The sequence below is a fragment of the Flagellimonas yonaguniensis genome, assembly GCF_029193885.1.
Classification (GTDB): domain Bacteria; phylum Bacteroidota; class Bacteroidia; order Flavobacteriales; family Flavobacteriaceae; genus Flagellimonas; species Flagellimonas yonaguniensis.
Map to the genome: position 1 here is coordinate 122,377 of NZ_JARFVB010000008.1, position 24,758 is coordinate 147,134.

General features: G+C 43.4%; 18 protein-coding genes and 1 pseudogene. 15 read left to right on the forward strand and 4 right to left on the reverse strand.

Translation table 11 applies throughout. The features are described 5' to 3' along the window. Positions 1 to 2: 2 nt before the first annotated feature. Both PY092_RS13400 and PY092_RS13405 read left to right on the forward strand, forming a co-directional pair. On the forward strand, positions 3 to 1,433 hold the full coding sequence (locus PY092_RS13400) for a SusD/RagB family nutrient-binding outer membrane lipoprotein (RefSeq protein ID WP_275616309.1): 1,431 nt from the start codon (positions 3 to 5) through the stop codon (positions 1,431 to 1,433). Positions 1,434 to 1,527: 94 nt separating this feature from the next. Further along, positions 1,528 to 2,211 carry a hypothetical protein gene (locus PY092_RS13405; RefSeq protein WP_275616310.1) on the forward strand — a complete coding sequence of 228 codons (684 nt, stop codon included), beginning with the start codon at positions 1,528 to 1,530 and terminating at the stop codon, positions 2,209 to 2,211. Positions 2,212 to 2,673: 462 nt separating this feature from the next. Here the strand turns inward: PY092_RS13405 and PY092_RS13410 are convergent, their stop codons facing one another. Further along, entirely contained in the window at positions 2,674 to 3,435 is a 762-nt protein-coding gene (locus tag PY092_RS13410) for a hypothetical protein (protein ID WP_275616311.1), read from the reverse strand. Between the two features lie 391 nt (positions 3,436 to 3,826). Between PY092_RS13410 and PY092_RS13415 the strand changes: the two genes are divergently transcribed. Further along, positions 3,827 to 4,126: a zinc metalloprotease gene (locus PY092_RS13415; protein WP_275616312.1), complete on the forward strand. Its 300-nt coding sequence runs from the start codon at positions 3,827 to 3,829 to the stop codon at positions 4,124 to 4,126. 307 nt (positions 4,127 to 4,433) lie between these two features. Here the strand turns inward: PY092_RS13415 and PY092_RS13420 are convergent, their stop codons facing one another. Both PY092_RS13420 and PY092_RS13425 read right to left on the reverse strand, forming a co-directional pair. Then, positions 4,434 to 5,285, reverse strand: a complete 852-nt coding sequence (locus PY092_RS13420) for a nucleotidyl transferase AbiEii/AbiGii toxin family protein (protein ID WP_275616313.1) — start codon at positions 5,283 to 5,285, stop codon at positions 4,434 to 4,436. Next, positions 5,282 to 5,920, reverse strand: a complete 639-nt coding sequence (locus tag PY092_RS13425; protein WP_275616314.1) for a type IV toxin-antitoxin system AbiEi family antitoxin domain-containing protein — start codon at positions 5,918 to 5,920, stop codon at positions 5,282 to 5,284. Before PY092_RS13425 ends, PY092_RS13420 begins: the two co-directional genes overlap by 4 nt. A 1,221-nt stretch (positions 5,921 to 7,141) precedes the next feature. On the opposite strand from PY092_RS13425, the gene PY092_RS13430 reads away from it, so the two are divergent. The 7 genes from PY092_RS13430 (at position 7,142) to PY092_RS13460 (ending at position 16,961) form a co-directional block, all read left to right on the forward strand. Further along, complete coding sequence (locus PY092_RS13430; RefSeq protein WP_275616315.1) at positions 7,142 to 8,368, forward strand: serine hydrolase domain-containing protein; 1,227 nt, start codon at positions 7,142 to 7,144, stop codon at positions 8,366 to 8,368. Between the two features lie 60 nt (positions 8,369 to 8,428). Then, positions 8,429 to 9,652 (forward strand): hypothetical protein, encoded by a 1,224-nt coding sequence (locus PY092_RS13435; RefSeq protein ID WP_275616316.1) that lies wholly within the window; start codon positions 8,429 to 8,431, stop codon positions 9,650 to 9,652. A gap of 51 nt (positions 9,653 to 9,703) precedes the next feature. Next, positions 9,704 to 10,081: a hypothetical protein gene (locus PY092_RS13440; RefSeq protein WP_275616317.1), complete on the forward strand. Its 378-nt coding sequence runs from the start codon at positions 9,704 to 9,706 to the stop codon at positions 10,079 to 10,081. Positions 10,082 to 10,112: 31 nt separating this feature from the next. Then, positions 10,113 to 12,362 carry a hypothetical protein gene (locus PY092_RS13445; protein WP_275616318.1) on the forward strand — a complete coding sequence of 750 codons (2,250 nt, stop codon included), beginning with the start codon at positions 10,113 to 10,115 and terminating at the stop codon, positions 12,360 to 12,362. Positions 12,363 to 12,454: 92 nt separating this feature from the next. Beyond that, positions 12,455 to 13,021, forward strand: a complete 567-nt coding sequence (locus PY092_RS13450) for an RNA polymerase sigma factor (protein ID WP_275616319.1) — start codon at positions 12,455 to 12,457, stop codon at positions 13,019 to 13,021. Next, positions 13,014 to 13,751: a tetratricopeptide repeat protein gene (locus PY092_RS13455; RefSeq protein WP_275616320.1), complete on the forward strand. Its 738-nt coding sequence runs from the start codon at positions 13,014 to 13,016 to the stop codon at positions 13,749 to 13,751. Before PY092_RS13450 ends, PY092_RS13455 begins: the two co-directional genes overlap by 8 nt. Positions 13,752 to 13,757: 6 nt before the next feature. Further along, positions 13,758 to 16,961 carry a CHAT domain-containing protein gene (locus PY092_RS13460; RefSeq protein ID WP_275616321.1) on the forward strand — a complete coding sequence of 1,068 codons (3,204 nt, stop codon included), beginning with the start codon at positions 13,758 to 13,760 and terminating at the stop codon, positions 16,959 to 16,961. 42 nt (positions 16,962 to 17,003) lie between these two features. Here the strand turns inward: PY092_RS13460 and PY092_RS13465 are convergent, their stop codons facing one another. Further along, the gene (locus tag PY092_RS13465; RefSeq protein ID WP_275616322.1) at positions 17,004 to 17,771 is read right to left on the reverse strand and encodes a hypothetical protein; all 768 of its coding nucleotides are present in this window, start codon (positions 17,769 to 17,771) and stop codon (positions 17,004 to 17,006) included. Between the two features lie 698 nt (positions 17,772 to 18,469). On the opposite strand from PY092_RS13465, the gene PY092_RS13470 reads away from it, so the two are divergent. The 5 genes and pseudogenes from PY092_RS13470 (at position 18,470) to PY092_RS13490 (ending at position 24,755) form a co-directional block, all read left to right on the forward strand. Continuing rightward, positions 18,470 to 20,962, forward strand: a complete 2,493-nt coding sequence (locus tag PY092_RS13470; RefSeq protein ID WP_275616323.1) for a cation-translocating P-type ATPase — start codon at positions 18,470 to 18,472, stop codon at positions 20,960 to 20,962. Positions 20,963 to 21,122: 160 nt separating this feature from the next. Beyond that, on the forward strand, positions 21,123 to 21,350 hold the full coding sequence (locus PY092_RS13475; RefSeq protein ID WP_275616324.1) for a hypothetical protein: 228 nt from the start codon (positions 21,123 to 21,125) through the stop codon (positions 21,348 to 21,350). A 119-nt stretch (positions 21,351 to 21,469) separates the two neighbouring features. Continuing rightward, positions 21,470 to 22,357 carry a protein rep gene (locus PY092_RS13480; RefSeq protein ID WP_275616325.1) on the forward strand — a complete coding sequence of 296 codons (888 nt, stop codon included), beginning with the start codon at positions 21,470 to 21,472 and terminating at the stop codon, positions 22,355 to 22,357. 43 nt (positions 22,358 to 22,400) lie between these two features. After that, positions 22,401 to 23,889 (forward strand): annotated as a pseudogene (locus PY092_RS13485) (type I restriction-modification system subunit M); the annotation flags it as partial. Positions 23,890 to 24,056: 167 nt separating this feature from the next. Further along, complete coding sequence (locus PY092_RS13490) at positions 24,057 to 24,755, forward strand: restriction endonuclease subunit S (RefSeq protein ID WP_275616329.1); 699 nt, start codon at positions 24,057 to 24,059, stop codon at positions 24,753 to 24,755. Positions 24,756 to 24,758: the final 3 nt, after the last annotated feature.

Here is a 24,758-nt window from a genome sequence, read left to right on the forward strand (position 1 = left end):
CAATGAAAAAAACAATATATATAATTCTCGCTATAGGAATGTTTTTCGGATGCGAGGACTTTGAAGATTGGAATGTTGATGAGACGAATCCCAGCAGTGTTCCAGCAAGTTATTTGGTGACCAATGCCGAAAAGAATTTGTTTACTACCATGACAAGTACAAGTGTGAACTATAATATTTTTAAGCTGTTCGCACAATATTGGAACGAGACCCAATATACGGACGAGGTAAACTACGATATAAGGGGCAGGGATATCGGAGGAAATTTCTTTCTCTATTTATATCGCGATGTATTGAACGATCTCCAGGAAGCAAAGCGACTTATAGATGAGGATATTACATTGAGTTCGAGTTACAAGTCCACCCAATCAGGTGTATTGGAAGTTCTGGAAGTATACACGTGGCACGTACTGGTGGATACCTATGGCAATATTCCCTACACCGAATCCTTATTAGGTGTGGATAATCTCACCCCTGTATACGATGATGATAGTGAAATTTACAATGATTTATTTGCAAGATTGGATAATGCCATTGTACAGTTGAATGCCGATTCCGAATCTTTTGGATCTGCCGATTTGATTTATAATGGATCGACTGCCCAATGGATAAAATTCGCCAATTCTTTGAAATTGAAAATGGCCGTCAGAATTTCCGATTATGATCAGGATATGGCTCAACAGCTTGCTTCTGAAGCGGTTTCTCAAGGTGTTTTAACTTCCAATACCGACAATGCTTCATTTCCCTTTGAGACGGCACCTCCCAACACCAATCCTGTTTGGACGAGTTTGGTTCAATCTGGCCGAAATGATTTTGTAGTGGCCAATACCTTTGTCGACATCATTTCACCGCTCAATGACCCAAGAGCATCTGTTTTTATGGATGACAATGTATTTCCATACGAGGGCGGTATTTATGGAACAGGGAGTTCCTATACGGATTTCACACATATTGGTGATGCGTGGCATACGCCGGACCTTGAAGGGATCATATTAAGTTATGACGAGGTCCAATTCCTGTTGGCCGAAGCCGTTGAAAGAGGACTTGTTTCAGGTAATGCCGAATCTTTTTACCAAGAAGGAATTAGGGCATCCATAACGTATTGGGGAGGGGCCCAAGAAGATATTGATGCATATTTGGCCCAATCTGAGGTGGCCTACAATGCCGGTAATTGGAAGGAATCCATCGGTGTCCAAAAATACATAGCCTTGTACGGGCGTGGTTTTGAGGCATGGTCCACGTGGAGACTTTTGGACTATCCGAACACATTTATCCGTCCTGTAATATCGGGTGAACCTGTGCCAAGACGCTATTTGTACGGCAACGACGAAGGCGATGTCAATAGTGTAAACTATGAGGCAGCAAGTACTGCCATGGGCGGAGACCTAAAGAGCTCAAGGGTATTTTGGGATATTGTTGGGCAAGGCAATTAAGGCCCAAAGTTCTTATCTAACCATTAAATCAAGGCATTTCAGGGTCATTATTGGCCCTGGAGTGCCTATTGTTGATTTCAATAAACTAGTCATCATGAAATATTATATATTGATACCGCTGTTTCTATGTACTGCGGTTTTTTCATTTGCACAGAAGAACGGATCCAATCTAAGATCGGGTCAAATGCAAAGCTATAATCCCATACTTTCGAGCAGCGTAAATGATTTTGTTGGCTCCGATAACCCCATTGAGGGGTCAAGGTTTGTATTTGAAGATTTTGATAAGAGTGGTACTATCTATACAGCTAATCAATTGTACCGAACCGAGGGATTGAACATTGATGCACTTAAGCACGATATCATATTAAAAGTTGGCCAGGATTCGATTCTTGTGCTGGATAAAAACAATATTGATTCATTGAAAATAAATGGACGACTTTTTAAAAAAATCGAGAAAGATGATAGGTTATTTGAAGTGTTGTACCAGAATCCAGGGATTGCTTTGTTGGGAAGGTATGATTGTCAAATAAAGAAAGGAAATATGAATGTGATGAAGGGGACTACCGAAAAGGATAGCTATAAAATTACCGAAAGCCATTTTTTGTTCATCGAGGGGAAGGGAATTGAGGCATTCTCAATGCGCAAAAAGGATGTTTTAAACCACTTCGATGACAAACGATTTGAAATAAAGGCCTATGTCCAAGAAAATAATTTGGATTTCAAGCATTTGAAGGACGTGGTCAAAATCTTTGATTTTTATTACACAACAAAGGATTGACATTATCCATCATAGAGTGATCTATGATGGAGTCAATACCCTCTTTTAATAGCTGATCATTGTCTCCAAGAGCTTATTGTTCTGAAAGCTCGATGATCATTTTTCACCCACTTAATGAGTGGCTTTCGCGTTGAAATATCAATGAAGTACGTTGTTAATAAACTAGAATTGTGGTATATCGTCTGTTCCGTGTAACCATCCTGTTTCACTTTTTGTTTCCTCCATATTGTCCCATTTGATGAGTTGGGAAGGTAGGATACCTAAATTTAGGATTCCTGTCAGCACAATGATCAATTATAAAAATCCGGCCGATCTGGCAAATTTATTTGAACACATATCTTGATTCAATTGTTGTGTAAATAAAGTGGATTCAAAGATTTGAATAAAGTCATGAAACCCAACAATTAAGTAAGGCCCCCTTGAAAAGAGGGCCTTGCAACGGGTTGGAGCAATGGAACTACTCTACCAGGCCAACTCGTAAGTGTTTCCACTTCCCATGGTCAGTGTTGCTGTTTGGTTACCGGTAAACACCAGTGTGCCGTTGTAATTATAGGTGTTACCATTCGATGTTTCGCCGACGAAACTTGCATAAATCGTTCCTGAGGTCACATTGTGGTTTGACTTTAAAATGTTAAGGTCCGTTGTGCTTAGTTCAATGCTGCTGGTAAAGGAATTTTCGTTTCGTACGAACGATTCCTGTGAGCCTGATACTGTATAGGACTCGTTTACCAGATAGCTTGGTGCATCTTTTTCCAAGTTTATAATGTTCATGCTGGCATTGGTGCTTCCATCCGAACTGATTCTTGGACCATCATAATTGACTGTGCCCGTTAGTTCAAAATCTGCAGTTGTTGGATTAAGATCGGAATCACAGTCTATGATCCAGTCCCATGTAAGGTTTGCGCTATAGGTGATGTTGCCCGATTGACCTGAAATGCTGTATGAGGAACCGTACTCCTCCCCACATGAATAATCTTCTACTTTACTGGATTCAGGTGCAGTGCCTTCGATTGTGTAGATAGCTTGGCTGGTCTGCTCTACCATTCCGCCTGATTCGGGGGACACTGACATGGAGATGGCTTCTGCCGCTTCTTCCTCCGTAATGGCACCATCGGTTTCCCCAGTGGATTCATCATCGTCACTGCACGAAACCATGGCCAAGGCAAATATCGACATTCCAATAAATAACATTCTACCTTTCCATATCTTACCAAATGAATTCATTTTTTTCAGGATTTAAGGTTTGAAGATTAATTTTCCCTGTTGTTGTTTTTAGGCTAAACTACCTTGTGTGTTTCCCGATTCATGCCTAAAATTGGGCGAGGCTGCAATTTTTTGAGGTGAAAATGCCATTATCCCTTGTAGTCCATTTTACCTTTAAAATAATCCTTGAAAACTTTGAAGACTGGCACAAAGGAGTTGTTGCTGATAAAACCGGAAGTCAGTCCATAAATGGGTTTTTATTGTTTGTGGTTGGTAAGTGCCGAACTATTTGTCCCAAAGGTTATGTGGGAAATCCCATTGAAACTATCCTAAAACCCACTACCAGTCGGAACCCAGAAAGATACTTTAATATATGGACAGTTGATTTTTTGGGTTCGGCAGTAGGGATTTATTGGGCTATGCCCAGTTTCCGGAAGATTCGGGCCTACTTGGCTTGGATACGGATAATAGATCTCCAGAAACCGATGGGGTCGTTATTGGGTATAAACACTTTGGTTCTAATGAGAAGGGAAGTTTTTCTGATTTGACCGCTCCTTTTGATCTGGGAAGAACAACTACCCATGAGGGAGGACATTGGTTAGGGTTACAACATATCTGGGGTAATGGAGGTTGCCAGTACGATGATTATTGTCAGGATACACCTTGGCCTCGGAGCCCAATTATATGGGTTATACAGATAGGTGCCTTTTAAACTGATTTTAATTGAGTTTAAATGAAACCAAATCAAATAAAAAAACCTGTAAATCAGTAATTTACAGGTTTAATGTTTTGTTTTGATAGGGTTTTAGTGGAGCCGGAGGCACCAGAACCTATCTCTGGAAACCCTTTATTTATTGGGGTTTCAAGCTTATCGATATTTTATGATCACCGAATAGGTCACCTTATTTTTAACTATCTAAAAATCAGATTCATAATTAGGATTCAAATATTGAAATATTGAGCTTCAATCTCAAATTTTCACCTTCGTAATGGTACCAATAGATAAAGGATGATTGACTTTATTCGTTTTTGAATTTGATTTTCCCAACTAGATCATGGAAATATTCAGGGCCCCAAATATTTAAAACATCATCATTTTTAATAAATCTGACGACATCCTCTTTGATGTTTTTAAATGATACTGATTGAATTTTTTTTTGGAGCAGTTCAATTACCTGTTCGGGAGAAATATCGTTCGCTTGCCAGTCGTTTGTGTCTTTAGCCCTTGCTAAAAAATGGCTCAGATCCAAAGAAATTCCCTTCTTGATATACCATTCCAAATCATACCAGTCCCGGCCTTTTACCCTATTTTTCCATTTTCTAAATAGTAAAGCATGTACTTTACCAGCAAACAAGCTTGGCCCAGTAAAACACTTTACATAAAAAGAAAATGGCCTGAGCAATAACTTTTCTTCTGTGTTGAAGTTCAGGGGTGGTCGTCGGTCCACTTCTATTTTTATTTTCAGGGTTCTATTGGAACGTACCCCTGTTTGTTTAATAACATCTTCGAGTACGATTTCCTGCCATATGGTTTCTGCTTTCAAAAAAGCAGAATCTATCGCTGTTTCTTTTGTCTTTTTCTTGATACTTACATTGAGTCCCAACGATTTGAATTCATCCAGAATTGCTTTGAAGTAAGGTTCGATGGAAAAATCGGGATCTGGTTGAAGTAAAGAGAAATCCAGGTATTCTGAATACCTATCCAACCCATATAAAATTCTGAGAGCGGTTCCGCCGTAAAAAGCTGCTTTTTCAAAAAAATCAGTCCTCGATAAACCTGCCAATGTGATCTCCTGCATTATTTCACGTAGTGCGGACAGTATCTCTTCTTCATTTCTTGGATTATATTCTTCTATCCATTCTTTGATCATAATAGCCTCAATGTTTTGATAAGCATTTTTAAACTGTTTTTTTTAGGCGCGTTTTCAATCCATGTTTCCATAATCTCCAGATTCAATGTATTTAATATTTCACTATCCAATCGGAGATCGTCCAATAGAAATTGTTGCGTTTGCTTGATGCTTCTGAGATTGACTCTTGGTGTCAACACGATTTTATCGCTCAACGCCTTTTCAGGAGAAGCAATCAGTGCTGTTTGTTTAGGGGAGTATCCTATACTTTTTATTCCGTAAGAGTAATAAGGTAACTTTAGTTGATGGTAACTAAACCTTCCAACTGGGGTTTTATATGTTTTTGAGGTTTTTATAGTTGCTGAACTTATCTCATAAATTCTCTCAGGGATTAAGTTCCAGTAGAATAGTGCGGCTTCCAGTGAAACATAACTAGGTCCCCTTAGGTGATTTGCTATTAGAAAAGGTTCCGGTGATGGTAGATCCATTTCCGGTCCTGTTATATATAATCCCCTTCTAATGGCTATGAGCTCATTGTTTTTGATCAACTCACTGATTTTATCGTTGGGGCGATCGTAATCACTAAGTAATTCCAAAATTAAATGTCTAGAAATGGGCCCTTCTGCAAAATCTTTTATCTTCGCTCTAAAATCCATGTTGTAACTATATAACTAGATAATCGGAAAATATCCGATTAAGTGTTCTAAAAATAACAATAAAATGTAAAATATTGAATACATAATCGGAAAATAACCGATTATGTATGCTTGTTGTGACAATTGCATTGAAGTGGTTACAGGTTTATAGCAGTCAGGATTTATTTGATGCTTTGGGCCATAAAGCAAACGAGAGGCTCTAGAACCTACCTCTGAAAACACCTTTAATATGGGCTTGCCAGCCTTTTAAAATTTTATGCTCACCAAATAGGTGACTTTATTAATCAAGGTTGATTTGGACCTGCCAAAGTATGCAAATCTTGGTAAATGTGAAGAAATTAAATCACTATGGTTGGTTTATTACATGCCCAATCTTTTTAAGGATGATATCGAAGCGTTCAACCTGTCCTTCATAAAACAAAAACCCTCTTATTGCTTCTTGGAGTTTTGTACTTTCCAAGATTTCTTTCAGAGAAGTTTTTAGGAATCCCTGAACATCGTCTGGAGCTTTGGTCATGACCTTGTGCCAATCGGCATGATTGTCCAAAATATAGGTGATGTCCTCTAGGTCTTAACTCATTCTGGGATCTAGTCCCCCTCTATCTTTGAAAGCAGAAAATTTACTTGCAATAAAATAAGGTATGGGCATGATTTGAATTTTTAAATCATCAATTGCCACTTTTTCCCTAAGATCGAAGCCGTTGGCAAACCAAGGATTGGCCGGGGCCCAACCTATCGCTGTTGTGCTCATGACATCGACCAAGATGTCTTCCAGCTTAAAGCGACAAATTACACCAAGGTCAACAGACTGTGAAAACCCTTTTTCTTAAGACTAAGTTGGCCTTGTCCATGTTCAGATTGGTTTTGCCCTGTTACGGTTAAGGCCACTGCTGTGCGTTCCGCAGACGCTTCTTGTGTACGATTTACCTCGTTTCTGTGGGTTTTTACAAATTCGGATAATTACAGTAATGTGTAATTTTTTTAACAACCGGGCAATTAGTTCTTTTTCTCGGAAAACGTTTCTATGTAGCCATATGGGAACCACATCCTAGTTGTGAATTGGTTATAGGTTCCATTGTAATGCGGGTCAATGGTTTTTTGCCCATAAACACTTTGTTGTCCCATTGGAAATAGTTGCCACAAGGAATCATTTCGGGCATATGATGACATTTTTGGATCTTATCGATATAAGGGTATACATATAACCTTAAACCATCGATTATGAGAACACTGTCTTTTTTCAGGTATGGTGCCCTGATGCCCATTGTATTCCTTTCACTATTGATTTCATGTAGTTCAGGAGAAGGGGAGACCCCGCCCGAACCCAACGGCAATCCTGATCAAAACCAGAATCCTGAGCCCGAGCCTGAGCCCGAACCTGAAACACAAAATGATATTGGTGCCGTGGATGGTGCCGTTACCGATTTTATGTCCCAGTATGGCGTTCCGGGAGCGGCGTTGGCAGTCAGTGTGGATGAGAAAATGGTGTATTCCAAAGGGTATGGCAAGGCTGATGTGGAGAACGATATCGATGTGTCACCGAACGATCTTTTTCGGATTGCCAGCATCTCAAAGGTCTTTACGGCGACCGCTATACTTAGTTTGGTCGATGACGGACAGCTGACCCTTGAAGACCATGTTTTTGGCCCGGATGGACTCTTGGGGGAGGATTTTGGACCAGCGGTCTTGACCGATGACGAACTGGACATGACCGTGGATGATCTGCTCTTGCACCAGTTGGGTGGGTGGGGGGCATCCAGCGGGGGCGATCCCATCGACTACCAGCCCGCTCTGGCCCCGATGGATTTTATCCCTTACGTTCTACAGAACTGGGATTTGGGCCATGCCCCGGGGGAGGCCTTCAGTTATAGCAACACAGGGTACTGGTTGCTGGCCAGGATCATCGAAGAGGTCTCAGGGGAGACCTATGAGGACTACCTTACCGACCTATTGGCCCCCATTGGAATCACCAGCTTCAAAACCACGACATTTCGGGAGGACGACCTGGAAGCTGATGAGGTGTATTACTACGGAATGGGTACCGATGCCAATTATATATTCACTATAGCTTCCAGGCGCGACGGTGATGGTGGGGTGGTCATCAGTGCGCCCGATCTGCTCCGCTTTCTCTGTGCCATTGATGGAGCTTCCGAAAGAGCTGATATATTGACCGCTGGTTCCATTGCACTATTGTCCCAGACCACTGAGCTGTCCAATATGGGCAGGGGACTTGCCGTATGGCCGGAACAGCAATTGGCCTATTTTACAGGGAGTCTTCCAGGAAATCGTTCGTGGATGATGATCGCTGAAAATGGGCATACCGCCACTATTCTTTTGAATATGAGAAGGACGGATACCGCAACCTTCGACAACGACCTGCAATCCCTATTGTTGAACATCGTAAAGGATGGAAATATACCTTGGCAAACCGATCTCGACCAGTTCTAGATCATCCCTTACAACCCGTAAGTTATGTACACGATAACCATAAAAATTAAACATAGTCTTATGAAAAGATCGATTCTAATGGTATTTCCTTGCTTGGTCCTTGTTTCCTGTTGGGGAAGGCCCACTACCAATGCGAATGATTTCGATTCCGAAGCAACCGAATATTCCCATCGCACCTTGGATGACCATTTTGAGGGGGATACGCTAGATGGCCGGGATTACCATTTTTCTTCAAAGGATACACCTTCAAGTGCTACCAAAGTGCACGAACTCAGGGATGCCAGGACGGGCCTTACCGTGAACAGTACCGAGTATCCGGCCAATTGGAAGGTCATTTCCAAACCATCGTATACCATTGACCAAAAATTGCCCACTTTTTTAATACAGATAACAGGGCCAAATGGGCTGAAAAGCTTTAATACCCCGATACGTTACCATGTGTATTACCAAGATTCCCAGATGGCCCAAATGATGCGGAACACCCCATATGGACAATTGATAAGGCCCCTGGTCGACCCTGAACAGATTTTTAACGAAGAGGTAAAGACGCGTATGGTGAACAGTGGTTTCAACTTTCTGGGAGAGCGAAAGCGGCCCGATCTGACCCGGTACCTCAGGAACAAACTTAGCTCCAAATCACAAATGGACACTTCCTTGTCCATGTATGATACGGAGTGGGAAAACAGTTCCGGGCAAAAGGCAATGGCAAGCGTGTCCCTGATAAGCATGCAACAACCCACCATATCCGGCAGTATGATGGTCTGGTTCTATTCCGTGGATTACACTTTTGTGGACGGTAAGGCGTATGAATCCACACTTGAGCATATGAAAGAGGCCATTTTCAGCTATAAGGAAAACCCGCAATGGGAGCGCTATGTGGCTCAATTGGGGCAACAACGGGCAGAGGAGAACCAACGAAGAGCCCAAATGGCCGCCGCCCAGCATCAAAATAGGATGCAGGCCCGATGGGCCGCCTTTAATGCGCATCAAGAAAAAATGAAAGGTATCTGGGCGGCCCAGGATGCCAATCACGCCTCTTTTATGAACAGGAACTTTGGAGCGGGCAGTGGAAACGGTCAAAGACAGTTCATCAATATGATAAATGAAGAGGAAACGGTCCATAACCCACTTACCGGTAACAACTATCAAGTGGATGCCGGCTCCACGGAATATTGGATGGACAGCGATGGAAATTACATCAGGAACGATGATCTTTTCTATACCCCTAAAGGAGACATCAATCTTAATAATCGCGAATGGGTCAAGGTGGAGGGGGCCTATTGATGACATTTTTTAATAAACACGATATCCATATAAACCATTAAACTTTAAGCAATGAAACATTTTAAAATAGTTTACTTCATCCTTGTCCTAATTGTTGGTATATCATGCTCCAATAACGATGACGGCGATTCACGACCAATCGATTTTGCGGGAAATTGGTCCGGAACCTTTACCGGGGGCGACAATGGTACCTGGGATGCCATTATAGACGCATCCGGCACGGTAGAAGGGGAGGCCTATTCCAACAATCTCCAACAATCCCTTCCCTTGAACGGCAGCGTTGATACCTCTGGGGATTTCAGGGCGACAGTGGGTACGGCCACCAACGGCGCAACCTTTGAAGGGGCCTTTGCCTCAGATCAGGGCAGTGGCACTTGGGAGAACAGCACGGACCAAGTTTCAGGTACTTGGACAGGATCCAAAGATTAATTGAAGAAAATAACCGTATACTATAACAAACATGAAAACTCCACATAAGAAAGTTTTAATTGCATTATTTGTTTTGGTGCTGAACATTGCTTGTAGCTCCAATGACAATGGGAATGGCCCAATGACCGATGATGATTTTTCACAGACCGATGACGACCCTACACCTACAGACGATGATCCTGGCAATGGGGAAGATTATCAAATGGCGGATGTTCAAGTTTTGTTGCCCGACAATGGGGATGTGGACCTTACCAATGCCAAATTGGTATCACTGGGGGCCGATTCCGATGTAGATGGCAATGGGATGGGCCAATTGCCCTTGAACAGTGGGACTGTTGAATCAGCCTATCTATTGGATGCCGAAAATCACGTTTTACTGGCAGGTCTGATTTCAGGGGACAGAAAGGAACTATCCATCGAGACCACCGCCGAACTGATGGTCTACTATGCACTGGGTTATCACTTATTGCCCGAAAGTGCAAAAATTGCCTTTTTGAAAGGAATTGGGCAAGTTCCCGGTTTTCCAAATTTTGTGGGAGATATTCAAACTTTGTTTGAAGGTAACCCTTTGATCTACAGTGAAGGCGGTTATGAAGCAGCACTACAGGCTTTTTTAGACCAAATAACAGCAAAACATTCCGTGGGGAGCGAAAACAGGATTTTCCACAATGAGGAAAATACCAAAAGCGGAGTGACCTTGTCAAGTGTGGACTCCACTAGGATAAAGTTGCAAAATTCCCTACCAAGAAGGTCCAGGGTCGTTATTTACAAGAAGAGCTATTCCAATAGAAACGGAGATCCTTTTGAAATTCCGAACTATACCTCAAGTACCATTGCCAATTTTAAATTAGAGTCGGGCGGGTCCAACACCATACAGGAACTGGAGGTCGGGAACTCGCTTCAGCAGATCAATGCGCAGCAGGCATCCATAGACAATGCGATAGAAACGGATCCCATCCTATTACCGGTAGACAGCTCCACTGAGCTGGTGGCGGAGTATGAAGTGGTCATCATCGGTTCAGGCCAGCGCAACACTGAAGCGCGGGATATGACCGCCGAGGAGCTGGACATCTATGCCCAGATCAATAAAGAGACCTATATCATAGATTACTTTTTGCCCACCCTTCTTGATGTGGGAGGAAACAAATCATTGTTGCCCCCCTTTGGCAGTGACAAGGAAAATGCACTTTACAATGCGGTGCTTCCCGTTCTTGAACAATATCCCGATGTGATCGATGAGGTGGTTGGGAACGAGTTCAAGGCAGCCACGGAGATCTTTCTTCCCGCTTTATATGAAGATATCCGTTTGAGCAATGCCCTTAGGGGCATATTAACGGATGTGTATGCCATACTGTCCGGAAACGGGGACTTTCCAAATAGGTTCATAAAGACCCAAGAGTTGATCGAAACAGGCTATGACAGAACAAAATTTATCTTGGCCACGATCGATAGGAATATCAAGGCGACCAATTATTACTCCAATTTCAGTGGTCTCCGTACGACAGCTTTCAATTTTGAAAGTTGGGAGGTCAAGTCCATCGATGCCGTTGTGGAACTACAGCAGGATAGGGTCGAACTCTGTCTGGGCCAGGCCACCGAACTGCGGGTAACGGCACTTACGGATTATGATCCCGAAGTGGAGGAATTTGAGTTCCATTGGAGTACGTCCAATGAATTCAAAGGTAGGGTACAGGATATCGGAGGTAATTCCGGAAATTTTGGGGCATCCATTGTCACGACCAATAATTATGTGTCCTATATCAGTGCTGCCCTGGAGTCGGAGCTAGGGGGCGGTAATAACGAAGAGACGGTGACCGTCGAGCTGTACTTCCGTAACAAGACAACGGGCGAACGGACCAAGGCAGGTCAGGATACCATGATCGTGAACAACAAAAAGGGCTGCGAATCCTTTACAGTTTCCTTTCAAAGACAGCCCAATTTCAGGGAAACCTCAAGCTCAAGCCTACTTTGTTCGGGTGGTCCCGAGTACCAGGCGTTCAGTCCTGTGCCTTTTGTCGCGGATTTTGCCAAGGTAGATGGCGCTAGTGGCTACAAAGCCGTGATAACCAGAAGTAATGGTGTTGTAAACCAAGAGATCGAGTTGGACGAAGATCAACTGGAGGATATTGGAGGTGGCATGTTGCGCTATCATACAGCTGTGGGGAGCATCGTTATCTATAATACCTGTGATGAGGCCGAGGCAGAGGCCTACGCAAAGGAATTGGTCGACAATATCAATGTGGTACCTACGACCGTGGAGATCACGGCGATCTTCAATTAGAACATGTACTTTGTCGATGAAACTGTGCACCAGCCTTTTAAATTACCCAGAAAGATGAATTTTTGTAAATTCCCCATACTTTCAAATGAAGTATGGGGAAAACCTTGCAGAAAATAGATGACCCACAGGTCACCGCATTTAAAAACAATGATCGGCAGGCCATGCAAAAGGTATATGAACATACGTATTCAAAATTTAGGAACCATGTATTCAAGAACAGTGGGAACGAGGCGGAGGCCAAGGATATATTCCAAGATGCCTTTGTTGCCTGCTGGAGGAATATCAAGGATGACAAGTTTGATGGCACAGGAAGCATTGAGGCCTATCTCTACACCATAGCCAGGAATAAGTGGACCGACCACTTGCGTTCCCCGCGGTTCAGAAAAACCGTGGGGCCGGAGGGACTTTCCAAAGTGGTACAGGAAGAAGGCGACGATCTCGGTGCGGACCTGGACACTAAAAGGCAGACCATGCTCAGGGCATTGAATCAACTCGGCGATGCCTGTCAACAGCTTTTGGGTCTTTTTTATTACGAGAGAAAGACAATGAAGCAGGTGGCCAAGGACCTTGGAATTGCGGCCGCATCTGCCAGAAATAAAAAATACAGGTGCATGGAACGTTTGCGTTCGCTTGCGGAAGATTTAACAAAAAATGGATAGGGAAGAAGCATATTGGACAAAGGAGGAGCAGGGACTGTTCGAAAGGTATCTTATGGAGCAAATGGAACCTGGGGAAAAGACCGGATTTGAGTCAAGCATCGCCTCGGACCCGACGCTCAACGCCAAGTTTTTGGAATTTAAGGCCCTTTTCAGAGCTATAGAGGAGGCTGGACTCCGCCATGCCATGGAGGAATTCCACAAGGGAGTTCAAGAAAAGGGGAAAGAAAGGCGACTTGTGAACACCTCCAGAGCGGTATTTCGTATAGCTGCGACCATTGCCCTGCTGATGGCCTTGGGAGGGGTCTGGTATTTTTACGCGCCCAATGCCAATGAAAGGCTCTTCGAAGCGTATTATGTGCCCGATCCAGGATTGCCAACCGTAATGGGCAATAGTGATAACTACGATTTTTATCGGGCCATGGTGGCTTATAAAAAGGGGGACTACCCCTTCGCCATTGAGGCATGGGAAAAGCTTCGGTCAAAGGGTGTGGCCAACGATACCCTGTACTATTTTCTGGGTTCTGCCCATTTGGCCAATGACCAACCGGACAAGGGTATTGAATACTTCGAAGGTATACTTGAAAAGGAGAACCCGGCATTTACGGATGAAACGTTCTTCTATCTCGGTCTGGCGTACCTCAAAAAAGATGAGGCACAGCAAGCCAGGAAATACCTTAAAGAGAGTGATCTGGAAAAAGCCAAGGTGTTGGTGGAAAAAATCAAGGACTGATCCCTTATGAAAAAAGCGCTCAGATATGTATTGCCCGGGCTTATCTTTCTCTTGTCCTTGGGAATCCATGGCCAACAGTACCCATTGCTGAAAACCATCGATAGCCTGATTGCAGCGGATGATTTCAAAACCGCACAAGATGTGATAAGGAAAAATGCCCAGGCCAGAGCACCTATGGGACTCAATATCGGTCGATTGGTCTATCCCTTGGCCAAATCGGAATACTTAAGTGACAAAAACACGCCATTCCCCTTGGCAATGGCGTTGATGGCCGATGTTACTTCGGCTGAAAATCAACCCGATTCCGTTAAGTATGAGGCCTATCTGGGGCTTGGCCTTGGCCTTGTTGACCAAGGTAATGTTGTACGGTCGGAGAAGTATCTGCTCCAGGCCAACGAATTGGCAAATAGCATGGAGGACATTAAAAGGATGGTGGCCTCGGAGTTCCATCTGGGTGAGCTGGGCCTTAAATTGGGGGATATCGGCAGCTTGTTGGATCGCACGAATCGTGCATTGCATCTGATTCGGGAGCATTCAGGGACCAAGTTTCGAATGGCGCCCAGAATCCTGAACTACAAAGGGTCCCTAATGCATTTCATGGGAAAGCCCGATAGTGCCGATTATTTTTTTGACAAGGCAATCCGTAGCATCGATCCCATCGACAATGATCCTGAACATCTATACTATCTTCCAGGTACCATCTATGGTAATTGGACCATGGTAAAACAAAGTGCCGGGGCATATGATGTGGCCATGCAACTGACCTTGAGGAGCATTGCCAGTTTCAATGCATTTCTCAAAGGGACCAACAACCACCCCTTGACCGAAAAGGTACATGGCAACCTCTCCATTGCCTATAGGAACCTAGGTAGTCTTTACAATGATTTGGGAAATAAGGAGCGTGCCGTGCAAGTGGCCACTATGGGTTATCATCATGCTAAGGAAAATTTTCTTCCCAATACCGTTCAGTACTTTAGCGCTATATTGATGATGGGTGAGGCACATTTGTACGCAGCCTATAGGGACAAAGCAAGAAAATACCTGGAAGAGGCCGAAACCTCATTGATTTCCATACCGGGAGAGAACTGGTCCTATACGGCCAATCTGTATTCCACCATGGGCGATCTCGAAAAAATGGAAGGCAACTTTGCCTTGGCCATCGATCACTACCACCATTGCCTTAATGCCTATACCAAGAGCAACCCCGATGAATTCAGCCAGAACGTTGTCTTCGCCCGCTTGAACTTGGCGCAGACCTATGCCTCCGATGGACAGTTCGACAAGGGATTGGCCTTATTGGAAGATACACTGTCCAGGATCGAATCAACACAGGGTAAGGACAGCTATTTGGGCAGGATGGCCCAGATCACCCAAGTCAGGATATATGATCTCAAAGGTGATGGCAAAGAAGTGGAGAAGTTGTGTCAAATGTTGCTACAGGCATATACCGATGCACCCGAATCAAGTAATGCAGCTTACTTGTGGGGCGAACAGACGGAGCTTTTGACATATTTGGCCAAGGCAAAATTTGTACGCAGGGCACAACATGAACAATATCTGCAAGAAGCAGCTGATATCATTGACAATGCCACAACATTGGTAGAGCGTAGAAAATCCCTGGTCACTTCCCAACAAGGGGTCAGTGACCTTATCGAGAGCAATAGGGCGACCTTTGATCTGGCTAAACAAATATACCTTGCCCTATACCAAAAAACTGAAAATAAGGAATACCTGGAAAAGGTGATCGAACTTCACGAATCATCGATCTACAACCGGATACGCGCAAGGCTGAATTTGACTGACAACAGTATTGTGCCCAAAGATATATTGAAGAAGGAACGTGAACTCCGCAGGGAGATCAATACCTTTTTTGATCTAGGGGAAAACGTGATAAACATCTCAACATGGGACTCCTTGATGACCTCATGGCAGGACCATTTGGAGGATGTACGGAAAAGACATCCGGCATACTATAGGATGAGGTATGCCTCCATAGTGGAACCATTAAAAAATCTTTATAAGGACATACCGAAACAGACCACAGTGGTTCGATACCTTACCGTAGGGGAGGATCGGTATGTATATGTGGTTATTGGGGGAAAGAGGCATTTGTTACCCGCGGGAACCGATGTTTCTGATTGTATATCCCGGATTTCGGATTTCAAAGGGGCTGAGGATGAACTGTTTGATTGCCTGTACCAGTTGTACCGGGAACTGTGGTCCCCCATTGAGGACTTGGTCTCTACACCTGATATTGTTGTTGTGCCCGATGGCGATCTCTTTAACCTCAGTTTTGAGCTGTTGACGCCCGAACGTATCGGGTCCCTTTCGCAGTTGGCCACGGGAAGCCTTTTGACAAAGCATAACCTGTCCTATAATTATAGCCTATTCAATCTGCAGCGTAAGGAAGAGATTTTTGGTATCGAAGAGGATTTCGTGGCCTTTGTCCCAGAGTTCGATGAGGATATGAAAAACGATTATCGACTGGCCGTTACGGATTCGGTATTTCTGGACAGGACCTATCTTACCTTGTTGCCACAACCCTTCAGTACCGAACTGGTAAAGAAGTTCAGTGGTAGATTGGACGGTCAATCCTTTTTGAACGAAAGGGCGTCCAAACAACTTTTTAAGGCCCATGCCCGTGAGCATAAGATCATCCATATCGGAACACATGCGGAATCCAACAATCTCAGTCCGGAGCTCTCCCGTTTGGTGTTCGCCAAAAATGTTTCCGATTCCCTGGATATGGACAATAACTATCTGTACACCTATGAGATCTATGATCAGAACCTGAGTTCCGAATTGGCCATCTTGACCGCCTGTGAGACCGGAAGGCCCTCCTACCAACCTGGTGAAGGTATGATTTCATTGGCCCATGCCTTTAATTATGCGGGAAGCGCAAGTGTATTGACCAGTCTGTGGCAGATCGACGAAAAGTCCAGTAATGAGCTACTTGATGGATTTTATGAGCATCTTTTGATGGGTAAACCCAAGAACGAGGCACTACGTTTGGCCAAACTCGATTATCTAAGGTCATCCGAGGGCAGGGTGCTGCATCCCCAATATTGGGCCGGTCTGGTACTGATGGGCGATGTTTCGCCCGTGGAACTTTCCGCTGAAAACAACTATCTGACGTGGATACTGGCTATGATGGCGGGCTTGTTTTTGATTATGGTTACGGCCATTGTCTTAAAAAGAAAAGCCCCCTAGTTGTAAGGAGCTCTAAGCATGGAAAACCTGTGGGTAGCTCCATCAGCCCCCATTGTTGTTGGGTACATCGGGGTTATTGTCATCTGGGTCTTCATTGGCCGGTACGCCGTCCCCATCATTATCCACAAAAGTCCCGTCCCTCCCCACGAACAATTGGAAATTGATGGGAAGGAACGTATCCATGACCTGGTCTTCATATTCATTGGAAGGGGCAGAGGTCACTGAAATGGCAGAGAACGTTCCCCCTGCAAGATAGGTCGACCTGACCCAGACCTGGGCGGTGATTCCATTGAAGCGGAGCAGCCGCGCCTCGAATTGGGAGGGTATGCCCTCAAAGGAATTGTTGACCGAGGTCTGGCAAGCAACATCGGGCGTACCACTGAAACCGTAATGCGCGAAAACCCCATTGATTTCATTGGCGATGATGGCCCTGGCGGTCACCTGTCCCGGTAACTGTGTGTTCGGGATCCATCGGAAGACCACGGCATCATCGTTTCTTACCAGATTGACCCCAAGGGTGGCGGTCTGTGCATCGGTTATTTCAATGGCCGAGAACCCCTGGGGATAGATGAATCCAATTAAAGGATGTTGGCTATGTTTAAATTTTCCTCCAGGATTGTTGACTGTAGGTACCTGGGACAGCGGGGCCGGAATGGAATGCGCAAACTCCCAGTAGATTCCGGTCAAGCCGTTGACATTTTGACAAAGTCCCTGGGGCTCTGGGTTTCCCGGTTCATTTCCGGAATCGGAGCTACAACCGGAAAGGAATGTTATTCCTAGAAATAGTAAAATGGTTGGTGTATATTTCATGTTGACTTCTTTTATGGTATATCGGATTACCTGTCAAATGTCATCACGAAGGCACTGGAACCTACCAATGAAACCCGGTAAATATGGATTTCTCAGGCGTTGGAAAGCGTTTGCTGACCAAAAAGATGGCTTTTCCCTAGATTGGGTTTAATGTGCAGAAAAACAATGATATGAGCTGTTGTTTCTTGGGCAATCAAGATTGAGCCAGTCTTTGTTGATATAACTTGCACTATTACAAGGAACACCTCTATGGAAATAGGAAAGTCCTTTGGTAACCCAAATTGAATTTTACCCGATTGGCAATTTAATCCTCTTTGTTCATTGGACTAAACAATAAATAGGTGATTTTGTTTATCAAAGTAAGCAAGATGGATTTTTCTGTTTGAGCAGTTTCAGCAAAAGTTAGAGCATACTACGCTTGATTTCGTAAGGTCGATTATGGATGAGATTCTTTGGGATGCACGGCTCATTGGCAGGGAGCGTCAACTTTTTTCGGATTCTCGTTACTAAACCAGGACAAACAATGTTCGTTGAACATTCTCTTTGATTCCCATGTTTGATCGAAGGAAAATTAGGGTTCGGAATGACCCGGGTCATCCGCATTGAGTTTGGATACATTTACTTTTGCCATGTAACGGACAAGAATCATTGTCAGAAGGATAGGGTATGTCCTCACGGTCAAAATCAATCTGAACAATATGGTGTTTAATGGTGCTACAAAGGGATTGAATGCCGAACAAGTAAGGGAATCCCGATTGAAATATGGATACAACCGAATCGATGTCAAAAGAAGGGCCCCTTGGATCAGGGCCCTACAGGATTTGTTGACGGAGCCCATGGTCATCCTGTTGCTGATCGCTTCTTCCATTTATTTTATGGGAGGGAACATCGGGGACGGGCTGTTCCTGGCCGTGGCGGTAATCCTGGTCTCCATCATTTCCCTGTACCAGGATGCCAAAAGCCAGAAGGCCATCAAAATGCTCAAGGAACTGACAGCCCCCAAATCCAAGGTAGTGCGCGATGGGACCATCGAGGAGGTCAAGGTGGAGGAAATAGTGGTGGGAGACGTTATCATGGTGGAGGAGGGCACCTCCGTCCCTGCCGATGCCCTTATCCTTGAATCCAACGATCTTTCACTGAATGAATCCCTTTTGACCGGGGAATCCCTGACTGTCTTCAAGGATGCCGATCATGGAGATCCCTTGATTTACCAAGGGACCCTGGTAATGAGTGGGTTGGCCCTATCAAAGGTAGTGGCCATTGGCGGGGAGACCCAGTTGGGCAAGATTGGTAAAAGTGTGCAAGGTATCGTCAAGGAACGTTCGCCCTTGGAACTGCAGATTAGGAATTTTGTAGGTAAAATGGCCGTTCTCGGGGCCATTGTATTCGTGGCGATTTGGGCCGTGAACTTCCTTCATTCCCACAATCCAGTGGATAGTCTGCTCAAGGCCCTTACCCTGGCCATGAGCGTCCTGCCCGAGGAAATTCCCGTGGCCTTTACCACTTTCATGGCACTTGGTGCTTGGCGATTGATGAAGACCGGGGTCATTGTCAAAGACATGAAGACCGTTGAAACTCTGGGAAGTGCCACCGTTATCTGTGTTGATAAGACCGGGACGATTACCGAGAACAGCATGGAACTTGCCTGGATTTTTGCCCCGGTGACACAGCGGTGGACCCGGGTAGGTGAACCATTTAACCGTGATGAATTGGAACTGATTACCATGGCCATGTGGTCCAGTGAGCCCATTGCCTTCGACCCCATGGAGCTGGCCTTGCACAGGGCATATGTCCAGTTGGGCAAAGGGGACGAAAGGACAAGGTACCGGATGGTACATGAATACCCCTTATCGGGTACCCCGCCCATGATGACCCATGTTTTCGAAGATGATAACGGTAACCGGATCATCGCCGCAAAGGGTGCACCAGAGGCCATTTTAGCCGTCTGTGATCTGGAGGGGGAGGCCAAGGCCGAGCTAGTAGAGGCGGTGAGCGGACTCGCCCGGGAGGGATATAGGATATTGGGAGTGGCCCAGTCGTATTTTCAGGGCTCGGCATTTCCCCATGACCAACAGGGACTCCCATTTGAATTTAGGGGTTTAGTGGCCTTTCACGACCCTCCAAAACCAAATATCAATGAGGTGTTGGAGCAATTTTATGCGGCCGGAATCAAGGTCAAGATCCTCACGGGGGATATTTCCGAAACCACCATGGCCATTGCCCAACAGATTGGGTTGAGAGGAGCTGAAAACCATATTCCGGGAGGGTCCCTGCTGGACATGCCGGAGGCGGAGCTGAACACGGCGGTAGCACGAAATACGATATTCACGCGCGTATTTCCAGAGGTTAAATTAAGGATCATCAATGCCTTGAAGCGTTCGAACGAAATTGTGGCCATGACCGGGGACGGCGTCAACGATGGACCGGCCCTCAAAGCTGCCCATATCGGTGTGGCCATGGGCAAAAGGGGAACTGAAATCGCCAAGGAGGCGGCATCCTTGGTCCTGGTCGATGACGATCTCTCCAAGATGGTACAGGCGGTGGCCATGGGCAGACGGATCTATGACAATTTAAAAAAAGCGGTGCAGTACATCATATCCATCCATATCCCCATAATCCTGGTGGTCTTTCTCCCGTTGGTCCTGGGTTGGGCCTATCCCAATATTTTCATGCCCAAACATGTCATTGTCCTGGAGTTGATCATGGGGCCCACTTGTTCGATCATTTTTGAAAACGAACCCATGGAAAAGGGGACCATGTCCCGTGACCCAAGGCCGTTTGCCCAAACGTTTTTTAAACCCAGGGAATTGGCTATTAGTCTTCTGCAAGGCCTGGTCATTACCATGGGTACCTTGGCCATGTATTATTTCACGATGAGCCAAGGCGAAGGGGAAGCCACCGTAAGGACCGTGGTCTTTGCCACCCTGATCACTTCCAATATTTTCCTGACCCTGGTGAACCGTTCGTTTCATTATTCCATGTTCAGGACCATGGGATACAAAAACACCATGATCCCTTTGATCATCTTAATAGCGGTTGTGGTTACCGGGTTATTGGTATACACGGATAATTTGGCCGTTCTTTTTGGGTTCGTGCCCCTTGACAGGAAGCTGTTATGGGGCAGTATGGGGGCCGGGTTTGTGGCCGTGATATGGTTTGAACTGTGGAAGCTTATCAAAAGGTCGTGCTAGGTGACCCGTTTTGTCCCGTGCAAGGATGTGGAACAAAGAAGTGGCGATTCAAGGGACCGGCGTAAATGCCTGATTTCAACTCTGCTTTTCCCTGCGTCAAACCCCTTGGGGGTTGATGTAGGTCATTGTCCGTTGGTTGTTCCCATTGTAGCTTCATTCCATGAAAAACAAGTTGACATGGGTTCTGTCCCTTTTGGCCTTTGGTTTGGCCCCATTGTCCACTGCGCAGGGATTGACCGCCAAGGAAGTGGTCAAAAGGGCCGACGATAACCTTAGGGGCAATACCTCAGAGGCCGAGATTACGATTCAGATCGTCCGTCCCACGTGGACCCGTGAAATGAAGGTCAAAGCCTGGACCAAGAGCGATGATTTTACCTTGATACATTAGCAGATAACAGGACAAACAAAGCGGGACAAAATATAGTTATTGTCACGGGAGAAGGTAGCAACCTCAACGAATCAGAGGCATTAAAGAGGCGAGCAAAGCGAAAAACTATAACACAGGTGATGATGTTGAAACTGATAGATATTGCAAAAGAAAGGGGCGAGCCTGAATTAGAAAAAGCATATTGGAATACTTACTATTGTCAACAACGGGTTATTACGGCAAATGGGAGGTTGTATGGCAAATATTGTAAAAACAGATTTTGTACTCTTTGTTGTAGTATTAGAAAGGCTGAACTAATAAATAAGTATTATCCAGTAATGAGCAATTGGGAGGATCCTTATTTTTTGACTCTAACAGTCAAAGCGTGCAATGCTCATAATCTTCCAAGATATATCAATAGATGTATTTTTGGTTTTCAAAGAATCAATGCGAAATATAGAAAGAGGTATCAAAGGGGACGGGGTAGGCCTCTTATTGGCGTTAGGTCATTGGAATGTAATTTCAATCCCGTCAAGAAAACCTATAATCCTCATTTTCATATTATAACCAAGGATAAGGAAACCGCCGAAATTTTAAGGGATGAATGGTTAAAGCTTTGGACTCCAAAATTTGCCATTAAAAGATGCCAAGACTTACAAAAAATATATGATTTGGAAAGTGGCCTAATTGAAATTATAAAGTATGGCAGTAAAATTTTTACGGAGCCAGATTTAAAAAGGAGAGCAAAGCAAACAGATACTGCCCAAATATATTTAAAAGCTCTAGATGTGATTTTGACTTCATTTAAAGGCAAAAGGATTTTTGATCGGTTTGGATTTAATGCTCCAAAACAAAAATTGTCTAAAAAGTCAACTGTTAAATTGTTGAGTAATTTTAAGGAATGGGAGTATGACTCAGAAAAGTGTGATTGGGTGAACACTTCAAATGATGAGGTCTTATCGCATTTTAAATTACCTTCTCATTTACAAGGAATGTTGATTAACAATTTGAACGACACATTGACTTAATTAAAAGTATATTTGGGTTACTACATACAATAAAAACCCAAAAATGTCAGAAGACCATAAAAAACAATTGGAGCAACAGCTCTGGAATATAGCCAACACACTTAGAGGCAAAATGAATGCAGATGAGTTTAGAGACTACATCTTAGGCTTTATTTTCTACAAGTATTTAGCAGAGAAAATGGAAATTTATGCAAATACCATTTTACAACCCGATGGCATACAATTTACCGATATAGACGAAAACACCCAAGAAGGACAAGAATACATAGAAGCTATTCGAGAGGAAGCATTAGAAAAGTTAGGCTATTTCTTAAAACCATCAGAGTTATTTTCTGCAATTGCAAAAAGAGGTAATCACAATGCAGAAGAAATTTCTTTAGAACAAGCAGCAGACACTACAGAAACCTACAATACCAAGCACAATTTTATTCTGGAGGATTTACAAAAAATCCTAAACAACGTGCAGAACAGTACAATGGGTACGGAGAGTGAAGAAGATTTCGATAACCTCTTTGAGGATATGGATTTAAACTCTACCAAATTAGGAAAAACACCAGAAGCACGAAACGAAGTTATTGCCAAAGTATTAGCACATTTAGATAAAATAGACTTTCAGTTAGACCAAACCGAATTAGATGTGTTGGGTGATGCTTACGAATATCTTATTGGAAAGTTTGCAAGTGGTGCAGGTAAAAAAGCAGGTGAATTTTATACACCCCAAGAAGTAAGTATGGTATTGGCGAAGTTAGTAACCACAGGAAAACATAAACTAAAATCGGTGTATGACCCAACTTGTGGTAGTGGTTCTTTGCTGCTAAGAGTTGCTAAGGAAGTTGAGGAAGTCAATAACTTTTACGGTCAAGAATTAAACCGTACTACTTACAACTTAGCACGTATGAATATGATTCTGCACGGAGTGCATTATCGTAAGTTCGATATAAAACAAGAAGATACCTTAGAGCATCCACAACACTTAGAACATCGTTTTGAAGCTATTGTAGCCAATCCACCTTTTTCTGCAAAATGGAGTGCCAACCAACTCTTTATGAGTGACGATAGATTTAGCCAATATGGTAAGTTAGCACCGAAAAGTAAAGCGGATTTCGCATTTGTACAGCATATGGTTCATCATTTAGCTGAAAATGGTATTATGGCGATTATATTACCTCACGGAGTACTTTACAGGGGGAATGCAGAAGAATATATTCGTAAGCACTTAATAAAGGAAATGAATATTTTAGATGCGGTAATAAGTTTACCAGCAAATATCTTTTATGGTACTTCAACGCCGACTTGCATTTTAGTATTTAAAAAATGTAGGGAAAATCCAGAAGATATTTTATTTATTGATGCAAGTGATGAATTTAAAAAAGCAACTAATCAAAATGTACTCGAACAAAAACATATAAATAAAATAATTAAAACTTATAGGGAAAGAAATATAATACCAAAATACAGTCGTAAAATAGATTTCAAAGAAATAAAAGAAAACAAGTTTAATTTAAACTTCCCAAGATATATTGATAAGTTTAAAAGAACGGCGGATATTGATTTAAATTTTGTTTGCAATTTCCTTGAAAATATAAATAAGCAATCATTAGAAATTGAAAAACAGATAGAATCATTCTGTAAAGAGTTAAATATAACTTCACCGAAGGGTAGTAATATGGATTTACTATTGCTTTATAAAGAAGGAGTTATGCAGAAAATCTTTAATCGTTCCATAAGATTCAAAAAATCAGATAATACAGATTTTGAAGATTGGGAAAAATTAAAGCTTGGAGATATATTTTCTTATCGAACAACTAATTCTTTATCAAGAGAAAAATTAAATTATCAATCAGGTAGTGTTAAGAATATTCACTACGGCGATATACATACCAAGTACCAATCTTTATTTAAGATAGCTAATGAAGAAGTACCATTTATTAATTCGGATGTTGATTTGAGTAAAATTTCTGAAGACAATTATTGTAAAAAAGGGGATATTATAATAGCTGACGCTTCAGAAGACTATGCAGATATAGGTAAGTGTATTGAAATTATTGATATTAACAAAGAAAAAGTATTAGCTGGTTTACATACAATACTTGCGAGACCAGATAAAATGCAAGTTGAGTCAGGTTTTTTAGGTTATTTGATGAAAACTGAAAAAGTTAAACTTCAGATAATGCGATTTGCTCAAGGCTCAAAAGTTTTAGGAATATCTTCAAAAAGAATATCTGAAATCGATGTCGAAATACCTTCAAATTCTGAACAAAAGCGAATTGTAGCTGTAGATACCCCAAAAATTAGGGCAGTAAGTTTAATCATTAAATTTACTGAATATGACACGAAGAAAGTTTACCCCGAAGTTCAAGACCAAGGTGGTATTGGAAGCCTTGAAAGAGCGGCATAGCCT

Bases quoted from the DNA above. Each gene is read 5' to 3' on its own strand.
- PY092_RS13430 (WP_275616315.1), top strand. From the start codon at position 7,142: ATGAGAACACTGTCTTTTTTCAGGTATGGTGCCCTGATGCCCATTGTA.
- PY092_RS13455 (WP_275616320.1), top strand. From the start codon at position 13,014: ATGGATAGGGAAGAAGCATATTGGACAAAGGAGGAGCAGGGACTGTTC.
- PY092_RS13470 (WP_275616323.1), top strand. From the start codon at position 18,470: ATGGTGTTTAATGGTGCTACAAAGGGATTGAATGCCGAACAAGTAAGG.
- PY092_RS13400 (WP_275616309.1), top strand. From the start codon at position 3: ATGAAAAAAACAATATATATAATTCTCGCTATAGGAATGTTTTTCGGA.
- PY092_RS13445 (WP_275616318.1), top strand. From the start codon at position 10,113: ATGAAAACTCCACATAAGAAAGTTTTAATTGCATTATTTGTTTTGGTG.
- PY092_RS13450 (WP_275616319.1), top strand. From the start codon at position 12,455: ATGGGGAAAACCTTGCAGAAAATAGATGACCCACAGGTCACCGCATTT.
- PY092_RS13435 (WP_275616316.1), top strand. From the start codon at position 8,429: ATGAAAAGATCGATTCTAATGGTATTTCCTTGCTTGGTCCTTGTTTCC.
- PY092_RS13460 (WP_275616321.1), top strand. From the start codon at position 13,758: ATGAAAAAAGCGCTCAGATATGTATTGCCCGGGCTTATCTTTCTCTTG.
- PY092_RS13440 (WP_275616317.1), top strand. From the start codon at position 9,704: ATGAAACATTTTAAAATAGTTTACTTCATCCTTGTCCTAATTGTTGGT.
- PY092_RS13405 (WP_275616310.1), top strand. From the start codon at position 1,528: ATGAAATATTATATATTGATACCGCTGTTTCTATGTACTGCGGTTTTT.
- PY092_RS13410 (WP_275616311.1), bottom strand. From the start codon at position 3,435: ATGAATTCATTTGGTAAGATATGGAAAGGTAGAATGTTATTTATTGGA.
- PY092_RS13420 (WP_275616313.1), bottom strand. From the start codon at position 5,285: ATGATCAAAGAATGGATAGAAGAATATAATCCAAGAAATGAAGAAGAG.
- PY092_RS13465 (WP_275616322.1), bottom strand. From the start codon at position 17,771: ATGAAATATACACCAACCATTTTACTATTTCTAGGAATAACATTCCTT.
- PY092_RS13475 (WP_275616324.1), top strand. From the start codon at position 21,123: ATGAAAAACAAGTTGACATGGGTTCTGTCCCTTTTGGCCTTTGGTTTG.
- PY092_RS13480 (WP_275616325.1), top strand. From the start codon at position 21,470: ATGATGTTGAAACTGATAGATATTGCAAAAGAAAGGGGCGAGCCTGAA.
- PY092_RS13490 (WP_275616329.1), top strand. From the start codon at position 24,057: ATGCAGAAAATCTTTAATCGTTCCATAAGATTCAAAAAATCAGATAAT.
- PY092_RS13425 (WP_275616314.1), bottom strand. From the start codon at position 5,920: ATGGATTTTAGAGCGAAGATAAAAGATTTTGCAGAAGGGCCCATTTCT.